The 18,886-nt window shown below is 67.6% G+C and carries 8 protein-coding genes; 5 read left to right on the top strand and 3 right to left on the bottom strand.

The genetic code is table 11. The annotated features are described in order from the left end of the window. Window positions 1-110 precede the first annotated feature (110 nt). Complete coding sequence (locus K2O50_RS08420; RefSeq protein ID WP_050706564.1) at window positions 111-13,058, bottom strand: non-ribosomal peptide synthetase; 12,948 nt, start codon at window positions 13,056-13,058, stop codon at window positions 111-113. Between the two features lie 319 nt (window positions 13,059-13,377). On the opposite strand from K2O50_RS08420, the gene K2O50_RS08415 reads away from it, so the two are divergent. Beyond that, complete coding sequence (locus K2O50_RS08415; RefSeq protein WP_050706565.1) at window positions 13,378-13,905, top strand: RNA polymerase factor sigma-70; 528 nt, start codon at window positions 13,378-13,380, stop codon at window positions 13,903-13,905. A gap of 187 nt (window positions 13,906-14,092) precedes the next feature. Here the strand turns inward: K2O50_RS08415 and K2O50_RS08410 are convergent, their stop codons facing one another. Beyond that, window positions 14,093-14,893: an ABC transporter substrate-binding protein gene (locus K2O50_RS08410; RefSeq protein ID WP_050706566.1), complete on the bottom strand. Its 801-nt coding sequence runs from the start codon at window positions 14,891-14,893 to the stop codon at window positions 14,093-14,095. Window positions 14,894-15,081: 188 nt separating this feature from the next. On the opposite strand from K2O50_RS08410, the gene K2O50_RS08405 reads away from it, so the two are divergent. Continuing rightward, entirely contained in the window at window positions 15,082-15,633 is a 552-nt protein-coding gene (locus tag K2O50_RS08405) for an exonuclease domain-containing protein (protein WP_050706567.1), read from the top strand. A 73-nt stretch (window positions 15,634-15,706) separates the two neighbouring features. Continuing rightward, window positions 15,707-15,991, top strand: coding sequence for a pyrimidine/purine nucleoside phosphorylase (locus K2O50_RS08400; RefSeq protein WP_050706568.1), 285 nt, complete (start codon window positions 15,707-15,709; stop codon window positions 15,989-15,991). Between the two features lie 102 nt (window positions 15,992-16,093). Here the strand turns inward: K2O50_RS08400 and K2O50_RS08395 are convergent, their stop codons facing one another. Further along, entirely contained in the window at window positions 16,094-16,786 is a 693-nt protein-coding gene (locus tag K2O50_RS08395) for an alpha/beta family hydrolase (RefSeq protein WP_331832701.1), read from the bottom strand. A 49-nt stretch (window positions 16,787-16,835) separates the two neighbouring features. On the opposite strand from K2O50_RS08395, the gene ccoN reads away from it, so the two are divergent. Together ccoN and ccoO are read left to right on the top strand one after the other, a co-directional pair. Then, entirely contained in the window at window positions 16,836-18,260 is a 1,425-nt protein-coding gene (ccoN, locus tag K2O50_RS08390; protein WP_050706570.1) for a cytochrome-c oxidase, cbb3-type subunit I, read from the top strand. 13 nt (window positions 18,261-18,273) lie between these two features. After that, window positions 18,274-18,882 carry a cytochrome-c oxidase, cbb3-type subunit II gene (ccoO, locus tag K2O50_RS08385; protein WP_028692880.1) on the top strand — a complete coding sequence of 203 codons (609 nt, stop codon included), beginning with the start codon at window positions 18,274-18,276 and terminating at the stop codon, window positions 18,880-18,882. The last annotated feature ends 4 nt before the right edge of the window (window positions 18,883-18,886 follow it).

Here is an 18,886-nt window from a genome sequence, read left to right as displayed (position 1 = left end):
CACCGGCAAGGGTGAGGATTACAGGGTGGCCATACGCCATATCGGCGCGGCAGCGCGGGGCCTGCCTGATCCTCTGGGAACAGGCAGGCCCCGCGATGAAGGCAATGCAGTTACAACGCCTCCAGCTCCGCCATCAGGTCGCTCAACCGATCGACCTTGGCGTCATCCAGCGCGCTGTCCTGCAGCCCGCGCACGTACTCGGCCAACTCTTCCACCGTGCTGCACTCGAACATCGCCCGCAACGGCACGTTCAACTGCAGGGCCTTCTGCACCCGCGAGGCGATCTGCGTCGCCAGCAGCGAATGCCCGCCCAGCTCGAAGAAGTTGTCGCGCACGCCCACCCGTTCGGCCTTGAGCACATCGGCCCAGATGCCGGCGAGGGCCTGCTCCAGCTCGTCGCGCGGCGCCAGGTAGGCCTGGCTGTGCTGGCCGCCGATCTCGATGGCCGGCAGCGCCTTGCGGTCGAGCTTGCCGTTGGCGTTGTGCGGCAGGCTGTCGAACCAGCCCCAGTGTAGCGGCACCATGTACTCCGGCAGCTCGGCGCGCAGGCGCTGCTTGAGCTGGTCGAGCAGCGCGGCGTCGGCGGCGACGCCCTGGTGCGCCACCAGGTAGCCGACCAGGTGCTTGCCGTTGACGCCTTCCTGCACGCCCACCGCGGCATCGCGCAGCTCGGCTTGCTCGTGCAGGCGTGCCTCGATCTCGCCCAGCTCGATGCGATAGCCGCGGATCTTCACCTGGTGGTCGATACGCCCGACATACTCCAGCACGCCATCGGGACGGCGCCGGGCCAGGTCGCCGGTGCGGTACAGCCGCTCGCCCGGTGCACCGTACGGATGCGGGATGAACGCCTGGGCGGTGCGCAGCGGATCGCCGACATAGCCACGACCAACACCGGTGCCGGCGACGCACAGCTCACCCACCGCGCCCAGCGGCACCAGGGCCTGGTCCTCGCCGAGCAGGTACAGGCGGTTGTTGTCGGTCGGCGTGCCGATCGGCAGGTAGCTGCCCTGGGTCGAGGCGGCATCGACGCGGAAGAACGCCACGTCATCCGAACACTCCGCCGGGCCATAGGCGTTGACCAGGCCGATGGCCGGGTAGCGCTCCAGCCACTGGGCGGCCAGCTCGGGCGGCATGGCCTCGCCGGTCGGCAGCATCCAGCGCAGGCCGTCGAGGGCCTGGTGGTCGTTGGCCAGCATGCCCTGGATCAGCGACGGCACGCTCTCCAGCACGGTGATGCCGGTGGCCTGCACATGGCTCAGCAGGCCCTGCGGGTCGTGGGCGATGGCGTTCGGCACGATCTGCACCTTGGCCCCGAACAGCGGCGCGGCGAGGAACTGCCACACCGAGATGTCGAAGCTCTGCGAGGCGGTCTGGGCGATCACGTCCTGCTCGTCCAGGGCCAGGTACGGCACCTTGCTCAGCTGGTTGTTGAGCATGCCGCGCTGCTCGACCATCACGCCCTTGGGCAGGCCGGTGGAGCCGGAGGTGTAGATCACGTAGGCGAGGTTGTCCGGCGCGCTGTGGATGCCGGGGTTGTGACTGGCCACGTTGCTCGCCTGCACCTCTTCCCAGACCAGCAGCTTCGGCCGTGCCGCGCCCGCCACTTCGTCGAGCAGCTGGCGCGCCTGCTCGACGCAGGCCGCGCTGCACACCAGTACCGGCGTGCGGCTGAGCTCGACGATGCGTTGCAGGCGCGCCGACGGCAGGCCCGGATCCAGCGGCAGGTAACCGGCGCCGGCCTTGAAACTGCCGACGATCATGCCCAGCAGCGCCAGGCCGCGCTCGGCCAGCAGCGCCACCGGTTGGTCGATGGCCACGCCGGCCGCGACCAGGGCATGGCCGAGGCGGTTGGCCGCCACGTTCAAACCGGCATAGTCGTAGGCGGCATCCAGGCAACGGGCGACAGTGCGCTGCGGGTGCGCGGCGACCCGCGCCTCGAACAGCTCGACGTAGCTCTGCTCCAGGGCGTAGCTGTGCTCGGTGCGGTTGCAGTCGTCGAGCAGGAAGCGCTGCTCGTCGGCGCCCAGCAATGCCAGCTCATCCACCTCGCCGTCGAAGCCTTCGACCAGCGCCAGCAGCAGGCGCTTGAACTCGGCGAGCAGGCGCTCGACGGTCGGGTAGTCGAAGTAGCGCTGGTCGAACGACAGGTGCAGGCCCAGGTCGTCGCCCGGGTAGCATACCGCGGTCAGCGGGAAGTTGGTGTGGGTGCGGCCCGAGTCGGAGCTGGCATCCAGGTGCTGGGCGTGGTCGAGCACGGCGGTTTCCACCGGGGCGTTCTCGAACACGAACAGGCTGTCGAACAGCGGCTGGCCCTTGGGCAGTTCGCTGCATTCCTGGATCGCCACCAGCGGCAGGTACTCGTACTCGCGCAACTGCATGTTGCGGTCGAGCAGACCTTGCAGCCAGTCACGCACGCTGCGCCGCTCGCCGGGCTGCGGCATCTGCACGCGCAGGGCGATGCTGTTGATGAACAGGCCGACCGTGCGCTGCATCTGCGGCAGGCTCACCGGGCGCCCGGCCACGGTGACGCCGAACACCACGTCGCGGTCGCCGCTGTAACGGGCCAGGGTCAGGGCCCAGGCCGCCTGGGCGAAGGTGTTGACCGTCAGCTGGTGAGCCTGGGCCAGTTCGCGCAAGCGCGCGCCCTCGCTCAGCTCGAGGCGGGTGTAGCAATCGCCCACTACCATGCCGTCACCAGCGTGATCGTGGCGCAGCGGCCGATCGCTGGGGATCGCCGTGGCCCGTTCGAAGCCGGCCAGGTTGGCCTGCCACCACTGGCGCGCCTCGTCGAGGTCCTGGCGCTGCAGCCAGCCGATGTAGTCGCGGTAGCGCGGCGGCACCGGCAACTGGGCCTGGCGTCCCTCGCCCAGGGCCTGGTAGATCTCGAAGAAGTCGTTCATCAGCAGCGAGCGGCACCAGGCATCGATGAGGATGTGGTGGTTGCTCATCATGAACCAGTAGCGTGCGTCGTCGACGCGCACCAGGCGCAGGTGGAACGGCGCTTCGCGCAGCAGTTCGAAGCCGGCCTCGCGCTCCTGCTTGTGCAGGGCCTGCAGGCGCGCTTCCTGGGCGTGCTCGTCGAGGCCGCGCCAGTCCTGGTAGTCCACCGGCGTCTTGCCAGGCTTGTGGATGATCTGCAGCATCGCTTCGCCGGCGTTCCAGCTGAACGATGCGCGTAATGCCTCGTGGCGCGCCACCACGGCCTGCCAGGCCTGGGCGAAACGCTCGGGGTCGAGGGCGCTGTTGATGCGGTAGCGGTCCTGCATGTAGTAGATGCCGGTGCCCGGCTCGAGCAGGGTGTGTAGCAGCAGGCCTTCCTGCATCGGCGTCAGCGGGTAGACATCCTCGATCTCGGCGGCCGGGATCGGCAGCGCGTCGATCTGCTCCTGGGTCAGTTGCGCCAGCGGGAAGTCCGACGGCGTGAAGCTGCCGTTGCCGTCCGCCAGGCAGTGGCCGACCAGGGCCAGCAGCTCCTGGCGGTAGGCTTCGGCCAGGCGGGCAATGGTCGCTTCGTCGTAGCGCTCGGCGCTGAAGCTCCAGCGCAGTTGCAGCGCGCCGCCGTACACCTGGCCATCGACGCTCAGCCAGTTCGGCAGCGGCGCGTCGAGGTCATGGGCCAGGCCTGCGGGAGCGTCGAGCGGCTGGAACAACGCCGCCTGGTCGAACTGCTGGTCGAACTGGCCCAGGTAGTTGAAGGTGATGCGCGCCTGGGGCAGCGCGGCCATGCGTTCGCGCCCGGCCTCATCGGCCAGGTAACGCAGCACGCCATAACCCAACCCCTTGTGCGGCACCTGGCGCAGTTGCTCCTTGATGCGCTTGATCGAGCCGGCACGGGCCGATTCGCCCTCGCCCATCTCCGGGCTCAGGCTCAACGGGTAGGCATTGGTGAACCAGCCGACGCTGCGGGTCAGGTCCATGTCCTCGAACAAGCCGTCGCGGCCATGGCCTTCCAATTGCACCAGCACCTGTTGATCGCCGCTCCACTGGCACAGGGTGCGCGCCAGGGCGGTCAGCAGCAGGTCATTGACCTGGGTGTGGTAGGCCGCCGGCGCCTGTTGCAGCAGCTGGCGGGTCTGCTCGACGTCCAGCTCGATGGCGATGCTGCGGGCATGGCAGTGCAGGTTGCCGCCCTGGGGATGGTCACAGGGCAGTTCGCGACGGGCGTTGCCCAGTTGCGCTTCCCACCAGCCCAGCTCGTCGCGCAGTGAATCGCTGCCGGCATAGCTGGCCAGGCGCGCCGCCCAATCGCCCATGGCATGGGTCTTGGCGGCCAGCGTTTCACCGCGGTACAGCGCCTGCAGGTCTTCCAGCAGGACACGCCAGGACACGCCATCGACCACCAGGTGATGGATCGCCAGCAGCAGGCGCTGGGCGCCCTGCTCGTCGCTGACCAGCAAGGCGCGCAGCAACGGCCCCTCGGCAAGGTCGAGGCTGCGCTGCACATCGGTATAGAGCGCCTGGCAGTCCTCGAAATCGCTCACGGTCGCGGTCCACAGCAACGGCTGGCTGCTCGGCTGGGCGTACTCGGCCTGCCAGCGACCGCTGGCCTGGCCGAAGCGCAGGCGCAGGCTGTCGTGGTGTTCGACCAGCGCGGCCAGGGCCCGCTCCAGCGCCTCGGCCTGCAGCGGCTGGCGCACCTGCAGCAGCACCGCCTGGTTCCAGTGCTGTGGTTGCGGCACTTCGCTGTCGAAGAACCAGTGCTGGATCGGCGTCAGGCCGCTGCGGCCCTCGCGCGGCCCTTGTTCAATGCTGCTCGGCGCTTCGCTGCGGGTTACCACCGCCGCCAGGGTCTGGATGGTCTGGTGCTGGAACAGGTCGCGCGGGGTGAACTGCAGCCCCAGCTGGCGGGCACGGCTGACCACCTGGATCGACAGGATCGAATCGCCACCCAGTTCGAAGAAGTTGTCCTGCACGCCAATGCGCGACAGGTTGAGCACTTCGCGCCAGACCTGCGCCAGCTGGCTTTCCAGCTCGTTGGCCGGAGCCTGGTAGTGCTGGCGCGCCTGTTCCAGGTCCGGCGCCGGCAGCGCGCGGCGGTCGAGCTTGCCGTTGCCCATCAGTGGCAGGCTGTCGAGCAGCACCAGGTGCGCCGGTACCATGTAGTCCGGCAGGTGCTGGCGGGCATCGGCCTTGACCGCCTCGCGCAGCAGGGCCTGGGCCTCGCCGTCGGCGCTGGACTGCGGGCACACCAGGTAGCCCACCAGTTGCTTGCCCCCCGGCAGGTCGAGGGCCAGGACCACCGCCTCCTCGACGTCGGCGTGCTCCTGCAGGCGGCTCTCGATCTCGCCCAGCTCGATACGGAAACCGCGAATTTTCACCTGCTGGTCGGCACGCCCGACATATTCCACCAGGCCATCGGCGCGCAGGCGCACCAGGTCGCCGGTGCGGTACAGACGGCCACCGTCATGGCTGAACGGGTCGGCGACGAAGCGCTCGGCGCTCAGGCCCGGACGGTCGTGGTAGCCCTGGGCCAGGCCCGCGCCACCCACGTACAGCTCACCGATGCCGCCCTGTGGCAGCAGGGCCAGGTCGTCGTCGAGGATGTAGGCCGTGCGGGCGCCGATCACCCGGCCGATCGGCACGCTGCCGGCATCGACGGGCAGCGTGTCCGGCGCCAGGCACGCCAGCGGCATGACCACGGTCTCGGTCGGGCCGTAGGCGTTGAAGAACTGTTGCGGGGCAAAGGCCTGACGGATGCGCTGCAGGTGTTCGCCGGTCAGCGCCTCGCCACCGGTGATCACCAGGCGCACCGGCAACTGCTCGCCTTGCCCGGCCAGGTACTGGGCCAACTGGCTGCCGTAGCTCGGGGTGAAGCCGAGCACGCTGACCTGCTGCTCACGCACCAGCTGGCAGATTTCCTCTGCGCCCCACTGCCCCTGGGCACGCAGCACCACGCGGGCGCCGCACAGCAGCGGCACCAGCAGGCGTTCGCTGGCGGCGTCGAAGTTGATCGAATAGAAATGCAGCTCGCAGTCGTCGCTGCGCATGCCGAACTCGGCGATCACCGCCTTGCAGTGCATGGCGATTTCACCGTGGCTGACCACCACGCCCTTGGGCTTGCCGGTGGAGCCGGAGGTGTAGATCAGATAAGCCTGGTGCTGCGCCAGGTTGAGGTTGTCCAGGGCGGCGTCGCTGTAGGCGGACAGGCTCGCGGCATCGTCCTCCAGGCTCCAGCGCGCGACGCCCGGCGGCAGTTCGCCCAGGGTGTCGAGCAGGTCGCGCTGGCCGATCAGCAGGCCGAGGCGGCTGTCCTCGATCATGTAGCGCAGGCGGTCGAGGGGATACTCCGGGTCCAGCGGCACATAGGCACCCCCGGCCTTGAGAATGGCCAGCAGGCCCACCACCATCTCCAGCGAGCGCTCCAGCGCCAAACCCACCCGCACCTGCGGGCCGACGCCACGTTCGCGCAGGGCGCGGGCCAGGCGATTGGCCTGCTGGTCGAGCTCGGCATAGCTCAAGTGCTTGCCGGCAAAGGTCAGGGCCAGGGCCTGCGGGGTGCGCTCGGCCTGGGCGGCGAACAGCCCGTGCAGCGTCTGGTTCAGCTCGAAGTCCTGCTCGCCCTGGAGCTGGCCGATCAGCACCTGCTGCTCGGCTTCGGCGAGCATCGGCAGTTCGCACAGGCGCTGCTGCGGGTCATCGATCAGCGCCACCAGCAGCAGCTGCCAGTGCTCGGCCATGCGGGCGATGCGCGGTTCGTCGAACAGGTCGCGGCTGTAGGTGAAGCAGCAGCCCATGCGGCCGTCGAGGTCGGTGACCTCCAGGTACAGGTCGAACTTGGTGGCGCTGGCATCGTTGACCAGGTAGTCCACCTGCATGCCCACCAGCTCACGGCTCTGCTGGAAGGCCCAGCGCTGCACGTTGCACATCACCTGGAACAGGGGGTTGTAGGCGCTCGAGCGCGGCGGCTGCAGGGCCTCGACCAGTTGCTCGAACGGCAGGTCCTGGTGCGACTGGCCATCGATGATGGTCTGGCGCACCTGGTCGAGCAGCGCGCCGGCGCTCATCTGCCCGTCCAGCTCGCAGCGCAGCACCTGGGTGTTGAGGAAGGCGCCGATCAGCCCCTCGCTTTCCGGGCGGATGCGGTTGGCCACCGGCGCGCCGATGCGCAGGTCGCGCTGGCCGCTGTAGCGATGCAGCAGCGCGGCCAGGGTGGCGGTCATGGTCATGAACAGGGTCAGGCCGCGCTGGCTGTTGAAGGCATGCACGCGCTTGACCAGCGCCGGATCCAGATCGAAGCGGTAGAGCTCACCCTGGTGGCTCTGCACCGCCGGGCGCGGGCGGTCGGCCGGCAGCGCCAGCACCGGGTGCTCGTCGCCCAGGCGGTCTTTCCAGTAGGCCAGCTGACGGGCGCCCTCGCCGCTTTCCAGCCACTGGCGCTGCCACACGCTGTAGTCGAGGTACTGCACCGGCAGCGGCGCCAGCGGCGACTCGCGCTCGTCGACGAAGGCCTCGTACAGCTCGCCCAGCTCACGGGCGAAGATGTCCATGGCCCAGCCTTCGGTGACGATGTGGTGCAGGGTCAGGACGAAGTAGTGCTCGCGCTCGCCGGCCTTGACCAGGCAGGCGCGCAGCAGCGGGCCACGCTCCAGGTCGAACGGCTGGTGCGCCTGGTCATCGGCCAGTTGCTGCAGGCGTTGCTGGCGGGCCTCGTCGGCCAGGGTGCTGAAGTCGTGCCAGTGCAGTTGCAGGTGGCTGTCATCGGCCACGCACTGGTAGGGCTTGCCGTCGATGCTGGGGAAGGTGGTGCGCAGGGTTTCATGGCGCACGATCAGCGCCTGCAGGGCGCGCTCGAAGGCGTCCACATGCAGCGGTCCCTGGAAGCGGGCCATGCCGCCGACGTTGTAGGCGGGGCTGTGCGGGTCCATCTGCCAGAGGAACCACATGCGCTGCTGCGAGTACGACAGCGGCACGGCCTGGCGGCGGTCGACACGGGCGATGGCGCCTTGGCGGTTGCGCTCGCCGCTGCCCTGCAGGCGGGCGATTTCGGCGCAGAACGCGCCCAGCTCGCTGGCGTCGAACAGGGCCTTGAGTGGCAGCTCGACATCCAGCGCCTGGCGGGTGCGCGAGACGATCTGGGTGGCCAGCAGCGAGTGGCCGCCGAGGGCGAAGAAGTCGTCCTGCAGACCGACCTGCGGCAGGTTCAGCACCTCGCGCCAGATCGCCGCGACCTGCTGCTGCAGCGCGCTCTGCGGCTCGACATGTTCACGTTGCTGCCAGACCGGCGCCGGCAGCGCCTTGCGCTCGACCTTGCCGCTCGGCCCCAGGGGCATCTGCGCCAGGTGGATGAGCTGCGCCGGCACCATGTAGGCCGGCAGGCGCTCGGCCAGCGCGGCCAGCAGCGCGTCGCTCTGCTCGATGCCGCTGTAGTAGCCCACCAGCTGGGCACCGACGGCGTCCTGGTGGATCAGCACCAACGCCTGGGCGACACCCGGCTGGGCCAGCAGCACCGCCTGCACTTCCTCGGGCTCGACGCGGAAGCCGCGCACCTTCACCTGCTGGTCGAGGCGGCCCAGGTACTCCAGGGCCTGGCTCTGCACCTGCCAGCGGGCGCGGTCGCCACTGCGGTACAGGCGCGCGCCGTCGCCATCGGGCTGGGGCACGAAGCGTTCGGCGGTCAACCCCGGACGGCCGAGGTAACCACGGGCCAGGCCCGCGCCTCCCAGGCACAGCTCGCCGGGTACGCCCGGCGCGCTCAGCTCGAATTCGTCGTCCAGCACCCGGCACAGCACGTTGCCCAGCGGGCGGCCAATGGGTGAGCGCGCACCGTCATCCGACTGGCAGTGCCAGTGGGTAACGTTGATGGCGGTTTCGGTCGGGCCGTAGCGGTTGTGCAGTTGCACTTGCGGCAGCAGTTGCAGCACGCGGTCGCGTAGGGCCGCGGACAGCGCCTCGCCACCGGAGAACAACCGGCGCAGGCTGGTGCAGCCGGCGGCCAGCGGCTCCTGGACAAACACCTGCAGCAGCGGCGGCACGAAGTGCAGCGTGGTCACCCCGTGTTGCTGGATCAGCTGGGCGATGCGCTGCGGGTCACGGTGCTCGCCGGGGCCGGCCAGCACCAGCCGGCAACCGGTGACCAACGGCCAGAAACACTCCCACACCGACACGTCGAAGCTGATCGGCGCTTTCTGCATCAGCACGTCGCTGTCGTCCAGCGCGTAGGTTTGCTGCATCCACTGCAAGCGTTCGGCCAGGGCCGCGTGGGTGTTGCCCACGCCCTTGGGCTGGCCGGTGGAGCCGGAGGTGTAGATCACGTAGGCAAGGTTGTCGCCGTGCAGGTGCAGACCGGGAGCCTGGCTCGGCCAGCTGTCCAGGTGCAGCTGGTCGAGTGCAATGGCGCTGACGCCGTCCACCTGCGGCAGCTTGTCGAGCAGGCTGGCGTGGCTGAGCAGCAGGCCGGCCTTGCAGTCGGCCAACATGTAGGCCAGGCGCTCGGCCGGGTAGTCGGTGTCCAGCGGCACATAGGCGCCGCCGGCCTTGAGGATGGCCAGCAGGCCGACCAGCAGCAGTGGCGAACGCTCCAGGGCGATGGCCACGCAGGTGTCCGGGCCGACGCCCTTGTCACGCAGGTAGTGGGCCAGGCGGTTGGCCTGCTGGTGCAGCTCGGCATAGCTGAGCTGGCCGCCCTCCCACACCAGCGCGGTGCGTTCGGGAGTCAGGCGAGCCTGTTCATTGAGTTGCTCGACCAGCAGCCGCGGCGCGCTCGTCATCGGCGCCTGCCCCCAGCCGAGCAGTTGCGCGCGGCCCTGCTCGTCGAGCAGGCGCACTTCGCCAAGGGCCAGCTGCGGTTCGGCGCAGACCTGCTCGAGCAAGGCCAGCAGATGGCTGGCCAGGCGCTTGACGGTGGCCGCCTCGAACAACCCGGCGGCGTAGTCGAAGGCCAGCGTCAGGCGGCCCTGGTGGTCTTCCTCGCTGTGCAGCTGCAGGTCGAACTTGGCCTCGCGGCTGTGCCACGGCAGCTCTTCGGCCAGCAGCCCGGGCAGGCGACGCAGGGCCGACAGGTCGCGCTGCTGGTGGTTGAACATCACCTGGAACAGGCCCTGCTCACGGGCCTGCGGCAGCGCCTCGAGCAACTGCTCGAACGGCAGGTCCTGATGGGCCTGGGCCTCCAGGGTGGCCTGGCGCGCCTGGACCAGCAGCCCGGCGAACGGCAGGCGGCCATCGAGTTCGGCGCGCAGCACCTGGGTGTTGATGAAGAAGCCGACCATGCCCTGGGTTTCCAGGCGCGGACGGTTGGCGTTGGGCACGCCGACGCGGATGTCGCCCTGGCCGCTGTAGCGGTGCAGCAGGGCCTGCCAGCCGGCCAGCAGGACCATGAACAGGCTGGCCTGCTGGTCGCGGGCCAGGTCCTTGAGGGCGCTGGTCAGCGTCGCCGGCACCTTGAGGCTGTGGCGCGCGGCGCGGGTGTGCTGCTGGCTGGCGCGAGGCTGGTCGGTGCACAGGTCGAGCACCGGCAGTTGATCACCCAGCGTATTCTTCCAGTAGTCGAGCTGACGGGCGCTCTCGCCGTCGGCCAGCCACTGGCGCTGCCACTGGCCGTAGTCGGCGTAGCCCAGTGTCAGTTCAGGCAGTTGTACGGCCTGGCCCTGGGCGGCGTACAGGCGGGCGAACTCATCCAGCAGGATGTTCAGCGACCAGCCGTCAGCAACGATGTGGTGCAGGGTCACCCACAGCTGGTGCTCTTCATCGTCCAGGCGGGCCAGGGTCACCCGCAGCAGCGGGCCCTGACGCAGGTCGAACGGCTGCTGCGCCTCGTCCTCGCGGCGCGCGGCCACCTCGGCGGGCGACAGCCCTTCGAGATCCAGATGACGCAGGCTGAACGACTGGCTCGGCAGGATGCGCTGCACGGCCTGGCCGTCGACCTCGTCGAACAGCGTGCGCAAGGATTCATGGCGGGCGACCAGTGCCTGGAAGCTCGCCTGCAGCGCCGCCTCGTCAAGCTCGCCGCGCAGGTGCAGACCGGCGGGGATGTTGTAGGCGGCGGACTGCGGCTCCAGTTGCCACAACAGCCACAGGCGATTTTGTGCCAGTGACTGCGGCAACGCCTGGTCGCGGTCCTGGTTGCGGATCACGCCCGCTGCGGTGCCGCCTTCGGCGACAATGGCCGCCACGGCGGCGCTGTAGTCGGCCAGGGTCGGCGCTTCGAACAGGGTGCGCAGGCTCAGTTGCAGGCCCAGCTCGTCGCCCAGGCGCGCGGTCACCTGGGTGGCGGCGATGGAGTTGCCGCCCAGCAGCAGGAAGTGATCGTCCGCCGCCACCGCCTCGACCTTGAGCAGTTCACGCCAGATACCGGCGATCCGTGCCTGCAGGTCGTCACCCGCCACGCCATTAACCTGCTCCGTTTGCGCCGTCGGGAACCGCGCATAGATATCCAGGCTGCCGTCGTTCATGCGCAGGCGGCAGGCCGAGCGCTGCAGCTTGCCGCTGGAGGTCTTGGGCAGCGCGCCGGGGTTGAGCAGCAGGACCACGGCCGGGGCCTGGCGGCAGGCGTCGGCGATGACCCGACGCAGGGTGTTGATCAGCGCCTCGGGCGTGTGCGCCTTCTGCACATTGCGGCTGATCTCCACCGCCACGCCGATGCCCTCCTCGCCCTGGTCGTCGACGGCGAATACCGCCACCCGGCCCTTGCGCAGCACCTCGACCTCACGCTCCAGGGTCTTTTCCAGGTCCTGCGGGTAGATGTTCTGGCCTCGGACGATGAGCATGTCCTTCAGGCGCCCGGTGACGAACACCTCGCCATCGCGCATGAAACCCAGGTCGCCGGTGCGCAGCCAGGTCTGGCCGTCCATCTCGACGAACGTACGGGCGCTGGCCTCGGGGTTGCGCCAGTAGCCCAGGGCGATGCTCGGGCCGCCGGCCCAGATCTCGCCCACCTGGTTGTCAGCCAGCACCTGCAGCTGCTGCGGCTCGACGATGCGCACCGCGTGGTCCGGCTGCGGATAGCCGCAACTCATCAGCACGCTGCCCTTGCCCGGCTCGGCACGGTTGGCGGCGAAGGCCTCGGCATCCAGTTCCAGGGCGCCGATGCCCTGGCCACGGCGGCTGCCGCTGACGAACAGGGTGGCCTCGGCCAGGCCGTAGCTGGCGAAGAAGCTGCTGGTGTCGAAGCCACAGGCGGCAAATTTTTCGGCGAAGGTGTCCAGGCTGTCCTGGCGTATCGGCTCGGAACCGGAATAGGCCACGCGCCAGCGGCTCAGGTCCAGGCCGGCGAGCGCGGCCTCGCTGACCCGCTCGCTGCACAGCCTATAGGCGAAGTCTGGACCGCCGCTGATGGTGCCGCCGTATTCGCTGATCGCCTGCAGCCAACGCAGCGGCCGAGCGAGGAAATAGCCCGGCGACATCAGCACGCAAGGCACGCCGCTGAAGATCGGCTGCAGCAGGCCACCGATCAGGCCCATGTCGTGGTACAGCGGCAGCCAGCTGACGATCACGTCGTCCGGGTTCAGGTCGATGCCGAAACCCTGGCGGATCAGTTGCTCGTTGGCCACCAGGTTGCCGTGGCTGACCTGCACGCCCTTGGGCAGCGCGGTGGAGCCGGAGGTGTACTGCAGGAAGGCGATGTCATTGCCCGCGAGCTCGGGCTCGCGCCACTGCCCGGCCAACTGCGGGTCCAGACGATCCACGGCCAGCAGGCCCGGAGCGCTGGCGCCAGCCAGGGCTTCGAGACCCTGCAAACTGTCACACAGCGCTTCTACCGTCAGCAGCAGCCGCGGCTCGGCGTCGTCGATGATCGATAGCAAGCGCTCCTGATGATGCTGGCGCGAAGACTCCGGCGGATAGGCCGGCACGGCGATCACCCCGGCATACAGGCAGCCGAAGAAGGCCGCGACATAGTCCGGGCCGCTGGGGAACAGCAGCACGGCACGCTCGCCGAATCCGGCCCGGGCCTGCAACGCTGCGGCGATGGTCCGCGCGCGTTGGTCGAGGTCCCGGTAGCTGAGCACCGCCTGCTCGCCGGGCGCATCGGCCAGGAAGCGCAAGGCGATGCGCTCTGGGGTCTGGGCGGCGCGCTGCGCCAGGGCCTGGACCAGCGAGTGCGGGAGTTCGAAGGCGTCCGTCATGGATTGTTCCTGCCAGTGTCTGGGTGAGTCGCGCCTGACTGACCCGCGCACGACAGGCGGGCAGTGTTCGGCAGCCGAGATGTACACAGGGGAACGGATGGGCCGGGGAAGAAATTAGGCCTGTCGGACGGCCCGGGAAGGCCGGGCGCAGAGGGATGGAGTGAAGCAGTTCACAGCCTGGAGCTTAGAACCAAAATGGATCAAAACTCATTAACTTTCGTATTTGACAATCATTATCATTACGCATAGTTTGTCGCACGTCGTAGGAAGCCTCCCCCAGGGGTGCGCTCCCACTCCTCTTCGAGACAAGGTGATTTCCATGGCGGAACAACTATCCACAAGTAAGTGCGATTCACCATTACTCCAGGCATTCGTCGACAACCGCAGCATCCTGGTAAAGATCGCCGCGCGCATCACCGGTTGCCGCTCCCGCGCCGAGGATGTGGTGCAGGACGCCTTCTTCAGGCTCAGCGCCGCCCCGCAGATCACCTCTTCCTTCAAGGCCCAGCTCAGCTACCTGTTCCAGATCGTGCGCAACCTGGCCATCGATCACTACCGCAAGCAGGCCATGGAGCTGAAATACACCGGCAGCGAAGAGGAAGGGATGAATGTGGTCATCCAGAATGCCTCGCCCGAAGCCACCCACATCAATCTCGCCACCCTGGAACACATCGCCGACGCCCTCGACGAGCTGCCCAAGCGCACCCGCTACGCCTTCGAGATGTACCGCCTGCACGGCGTGCCGCAGAAGGACATCGCCAAGGAGCTGGGCGTATCGCCGACGCTGGTCAACTTCATGATCCGCGATGCGCTGATCCATTGCCGCAAGAGCAGCCGCCTGCGCTGAGCTGCTCTCCATTGATTCAGCTTGGCCCTGTGGGAGCGGGTTTACCCGCGAAGAATCCAACGCCGTGCCTGGCACCGGCTGCGCCGGTGTTCGCGGCTAAAGCCGCTCCCACAGTGGCACGCGTTTGCCTAGGGCACTGCAGAATCCTGCACGCTCATTACTGAATACGCAGCAACTTCGCCGAACTTTAGTCGTGCGGCGCTTCGACGGTGATCTTGTAGGGTTGGAAGATGCGCAGCAGCTCGCCATTCTCCCGCAACTGGCGCAACAGGCTGGCGAAAGCCTCGGGGCTGATGGCCGCACCCGGGCGCAGCAGCGCGTAGTGATGATAGACCTGGTCGACCCGTTGCGAGGCCAGCAACTGGCCGGCGCTGTCCGGGTTGCGCTGGAGGAAGTCGCTCAGGTACGAGCGGGTGACCAGGGCGATGTCGGCACGCCCACGCTCGACCATGTTCAAGTTGCTGTCGTGGGAATAAGTCAGCGTCGCACGGTAGCGCTTCTTCAACCAGGCCGGGTCCGAGTTGAAATCGGCAAAGGCGTAGTGATAGCCATTGAACAGCGCCAGGCGCTTGCCCTCGAGGTCGTCGAAGTAATGCTGGTCACGCCCGGCCTGCTGGCGACTGACGAAGATCTCGGCATCCTCCAGCCCCATGTCCACCGCCTTGTGCTCGATCTCCTGCCAGCCCCACTGCGGATTCTCGAAGATCGCCATGTCGGTGCGGCCCTGCTGGAAATCGCCGAAGCGCCGGGGAATCGAGGTGGGTACCAGGACGAAACGGTACAAGGACTGCGAGCGGTTCAGCGACTCCACCAGTTGCGGCAGCAGACCGGTATCGGCCCCCTGCTCCGGACGCACGGTGTAGGGTGGGAAATGCGCCGCTCCGATCTTCACTTCCCGCACCACCTCGGCCTGCGCCCCGGCACTCAGCAAAACCGTCGCGAGCAGCAACAGGGAGGACGACAGCTTGGCATTGGGCAGTGGAATCAAGTCGGGGCACTCATCACGGGTAAAGGCCTGAATGCACCTAAGCTAGGCGTTTTCCCGCACAGGCACAACCGCCGAATATGCCAAAGTGCCAGGGGATGTCGTGGGCCTCGAGTTTGGCTACGCTCTACTGGCCTGCGCACGCGCCGCGGCGAGCGCGCAGGCTTTTTTGCATTGATAGGGAGCCTGGCATGGGCCACTGGTTGGTGATCGACCTGGAAGCCACCACCGACGACGGCGGCTGGCCGGTCACGGAGATGGAAATCATTGAAATCGGCGCAAGCCTGGTCACCCGCGACGGGCGCGAGGTCGACCACTTCCAGCGCTTCGTGCGGCCTCGGCGGCGGCCGCAGCTGACCCCCTTCTGTCGCGAGCTGACCCACATCGGCCAGGCCGAGGTCGATGCCGCCGCGCCCTTCCCCGAGGTCTGGGCCGCGTTCGAACGCTGGCTGGGCCATCACCAGGCGCAGTTGCAGGCCTGGGTCAGCTGGGGCGACTACGACCGCAAGCAACTGCTGCAGGAGTGGCAGGCACATCATGTGCGTAGCCTGCTGGAGCAACTGCCGCACATCAACCTCAAGCAGCGCTTCGCCAAGGCCCGCCACCTGCAGCGCCCGGCGGGCCTGAACAGTGCCCTGCAACTGGCCGGCCTGCAGTTTACCGGGCAACAGCACCGGGCCCTGGAAGACGCCCGCAACACCGCGCGCCTGCTGCCCCTGAGCCTGCCGCCGGGCAGCACCTGAAACAGATGACGCAAGGGCGGGCCTTGGGCATACTGGCCAGCCCTTTTTTCAGTCCTTTTTCAGGAGTCGCCCGATGTTCAAGGTCAATGAATACTTCGATGGCACCGTCAAGTCGATCGCCTTCGAAGGCAAGGAAGGTCCGGCTACCGTGGGCGTGATGGCCCCGGGCGAATACGAGTTCGGCACCGCCAAGCGCGAGATCATGCACGTGGTCTCCGGCGCCCTGAGCGTCAAGCTGCCGGGCAGCGACAACTGGGAGAAGTTCGACGCCGGCAGCCAGTTCAACGTGCCGGCCGACAGCAAGTTCCAGCTGAAGGTCGCCGTGGATACCGCCTATCTGTGCGAGTATCGCGACTGAGCGCCGGCCTGCACCGGCCTCTTCGCGGGTAAACCCGCTCCCACAGGGTTCAAGGATTGCACCGTCCCTGTGGGAGCGGGTTTACCCGCGAAGAAACCTGCATCAATCTTTCAGGAAAGCCGCCACCCGCTCCGCCGCCGCCTGCATGTGCTGCTCATGACTGAACCCCGACGCCTTCAACGGCTTGAGGTCATGATCCGCCGCCACCAGCCAGCTCACCTCGATCGCCGGCGATAGCGCATACCCCGCCACCGCCTCACGATTGCCCAGGGCATCCCGCTCGCCCTGCACGATCAGCGTGCGCGTGCGCAGCCCGGCCAGGTGCTCCACCCGTGGCTTCTCAGGCTTGCCCACCGCATAGAACGGATACCCCAGGCACACCAGCGCATCGGCGCCCAGTTCGTCCGCCAGCAGGCTGGCCATGCGCCCGCCCATGGACTTGCCGCCAACGGCCAACCGACCTGCGACCAATGGTCGCAGCTGGTCGTATACAGTCCGCCAGCATTCGAGCAACACCTTCTGCGGATTGGGCGGCCGCTTGCCGCCGTTCAGGCGCCGCTCGGCCATGTACGGGAACTCGAAGCGCACCACCCCTACCCCTTGCCCCGCCAGCCTTTGCGCCATGTCCTCCATGAACCCGCTGTCCATTGGCGCACCGGCGCCATGGGCCAGGATCAGGCAGCTGGAAATGCCGCGATCCTCCGCCATTTTCGAAGGATCGCAGCGCAAGCCTGGGACATTTGCGATCTTCGCCCATTGATCCCCGTCAATACCGGCACTTTGCCCATTAATCATGCTTGCCTCGCTGTTTAGCCTGCCTATAACCGTGGATGGGAACCCATACATGAACACAACCAGCAGTACCGCCTACAACTATCAGGTGGTCCGCCAATTCGCCATCATGACGGTGGTGTGGGGCATCGTCGGGATGGGGCTCGGCGTCTTCATTGCCGCCCAGCTCGCCTGGCCCGCCTTCAACCTCGACCTGCCGTGGACCAGCTTCGGCCGCCTGCGACCCTTGCACACCAACGCGGTGATCTTCGCCTTCGGCGGCTGTGCCCTGTTCGCCACCTCCTATTATTCGGTGCAACGCACCTGCCAGACCACCCTGTTCGCGCCACGCCTGGCCGCGTTCACCTTCTGGGGCTGGCAACTGGTGATCCTGCTGGCGGCGATCAGCCTGCCGCTGGGCTACACCAGCACCAAGGAATACGCCGAACTGGAATGGCCGATCGACATCCTGATCACCATCGTCTGGGTGGCCTATGCCGTGGTGTTCTTCGGCACGCTGATGAAGCGCAATACCAAGCACATCTACGTGGGCAACTGGTTCTTCGGCGCCTTCATCCTCACCGTGGCGATCCTGCACATCGTCAACAACCTGGAAGTTCCGGTCAGCCTGACCAAGTCCTACTCGCTGTACGCCGGTGCGACCGATGCCATGGTGCAGTGGTGGTACGGCCACAACGCCGTGGGCTTCTTCCTCACCGCCGGCTTCCTGGGGATGATGTACTACTACGTGCCCAAGCAGGCCGAGCGCCCGGTGTATTCGTATCGCCTGTCGATCGTCCACTTCTGGGCACTGATCACCCTGTACATCTGGGCCGGCCCGCACCACCTGCACTACACCGCGCTGCCGGACTGGGCGCAGTCGCTGGGCATGATCATGTCGCTGATCCTGCTGGCGCCAAGCTGGGGTGGCATGATCAACGGCATGATGACCCTCTCGGGCGCCTGGCATAAGCTGCGCAGCGACCCGATCCTGCGCTTCCTGGTCGTCTCCCTGGCGTTCTACGGCATGTCCACCTTCGAAGGCCCGATGATGGCCATCAAGACGGTCAACGCCCTGTCCCACTACACCGACTGGACCATCGGCCACGTCCACGCCGGCGCCCTCGGCTGGGTGGCGATGATCTCCATCGGCGCGCTGTACCACACCATCCCGAAAGTGTTCGGCAAGGAACGCATGTACAGCCTCGGGCTGATCAACGCGCACTTCTGGCTGGCCACCATCGGCACCGTGCTCTACATCGCCTCGATGTGGGTCAACGGCATCGCCCAGGGCCTGATGTGGCGCGCGGTCAACAGCGACGGCACGCTGACCTACTCGTTCGTCGAAACCCTGGTGGCCAGCCACCCAGGCTTCGTCGTGCGCTTCGTCGGCGGCGTGATCTTCCTCAGCGGCATGTTCCTGATGGCCTGGAACACCTGGCGCACCGTGCGCGCCCCGGCCGCCGAGCAAGCCACCGCCAACGCCCAGCTGGCTTGAGGAGTAGAGCCTGATGAACCATGAAGTCGTTGAGAAAAACATAGGCCTGATGGCCCTGCTGATGGTGTTCGCCGTCAGCATCGGCGGCCTGACCCAGATCGTCCCGCTGTTCTTCCAGGACGTCACCAACAAGCCGGTCGAGGGCATGAAGCCCTACACCGCCCTGCAGCTCGAAGGCCGCGACATCTACATCCGCGAAGGCTGCGTGGGCTGCCACTCGCAGATGGTCCGGCCGTTCCGTGCCGAGACCGAGCGCTACGGCCACTACTCGGTGGCCGGCGAGAGCGTGTGGGACCACCCGTTCCTGTGGGGTTCCAAGCGTACCGGTCCGGACCTGGCCCGGGTCGGCGGCCGCTACTCGGATGACTGGCACCGCGCGCACCTGTACAACCCGCGCAACGTGGTACCGGAATCGAAGATGCCGTCGTACCCATGGCTGGTGGCCGCGCAGGTCGACAACAGCCACACCGACGTCAAGATGCGCGTCCTGCGCGGCCTCGGCGTGCCGTACAGCGACGACGACATCGCCGGCGCCAAGGACGCGGTCAAGGGCAAGACCGAGATGGACGCGCTGGTCGCCTACCTGCAGGTGCTCGGCACCGCGATCAAGAACAAGAGGTGAGTGC

It is taken from the genome of Pseudomonas sp. 2hn, from assembly GCF_019646095.1.
GTDB lineage: Bacteria > Pseudomonadota > Gammaproteobacteria > Pseudomonadales > Pseudomonadaceae > Aquipseudomonas > Aquipseudomonas peradeniyensis.
Note: the sequence above shows the minus strand (reverse complement) of the source record. Positions and strands in the feature narration are given on the sequence as shown.

What these genes read in the sequence shown, in the direction of transcription:
- K2O50_RS08420 (WP_050706564.1), bottom strand. Translation starts at nt 13,058, where the DNA reads ATGACGGACGCCTTCGAACTCCCGCACTCGCTGGTCCAGGCCCTGGCG.
- K2O50_RS08415 (WP_050706565.1), top strand. Translation starts at nt 13,378, where the DNA reads ATGGCGGAACAACTATCCACAAGTAAGTGCGATTCACCATTACTCCAG.
- K2O50_RS08405 (WP_050706567.1), top strand. Translation starts at nt 15,082, where the DNA reads ATGGGCCACTGGTTGGTGATCGACCTGGAAGCCACCACCGACGACGGC.
- K2O50_RS08400 (WP_050706568.1), top strand. Translation starts at nt 15,707, where the DNA reads ATGTTCAAGGTCAATGAATACTTCGATGGCACCGTCAAGTCGATCGCC.
- K2O50_RS08395 (WP_331832701.1), bottom strand. Translation starts at nt 16,786, where the DNA reads ATGATTAATGGGCAAAGTGCCGGTATTGACGGGGATCAATGGGCGAAG.
- ccoN (WP_050706570.1), top strand. Translation starts at nt 16,836, where the DNA reads ATGAACACAACCAGCAGTACCGCCTACAACTATCAGGTGGTCCGCCAA.
- ccoO (WP_028692880.1), top strand. Translation starts at nt 18,274, where the DNA reads ATGAACCATGAAGTCGTTGAGAAAAACATAGGCCTGATGGCCCTGCTG.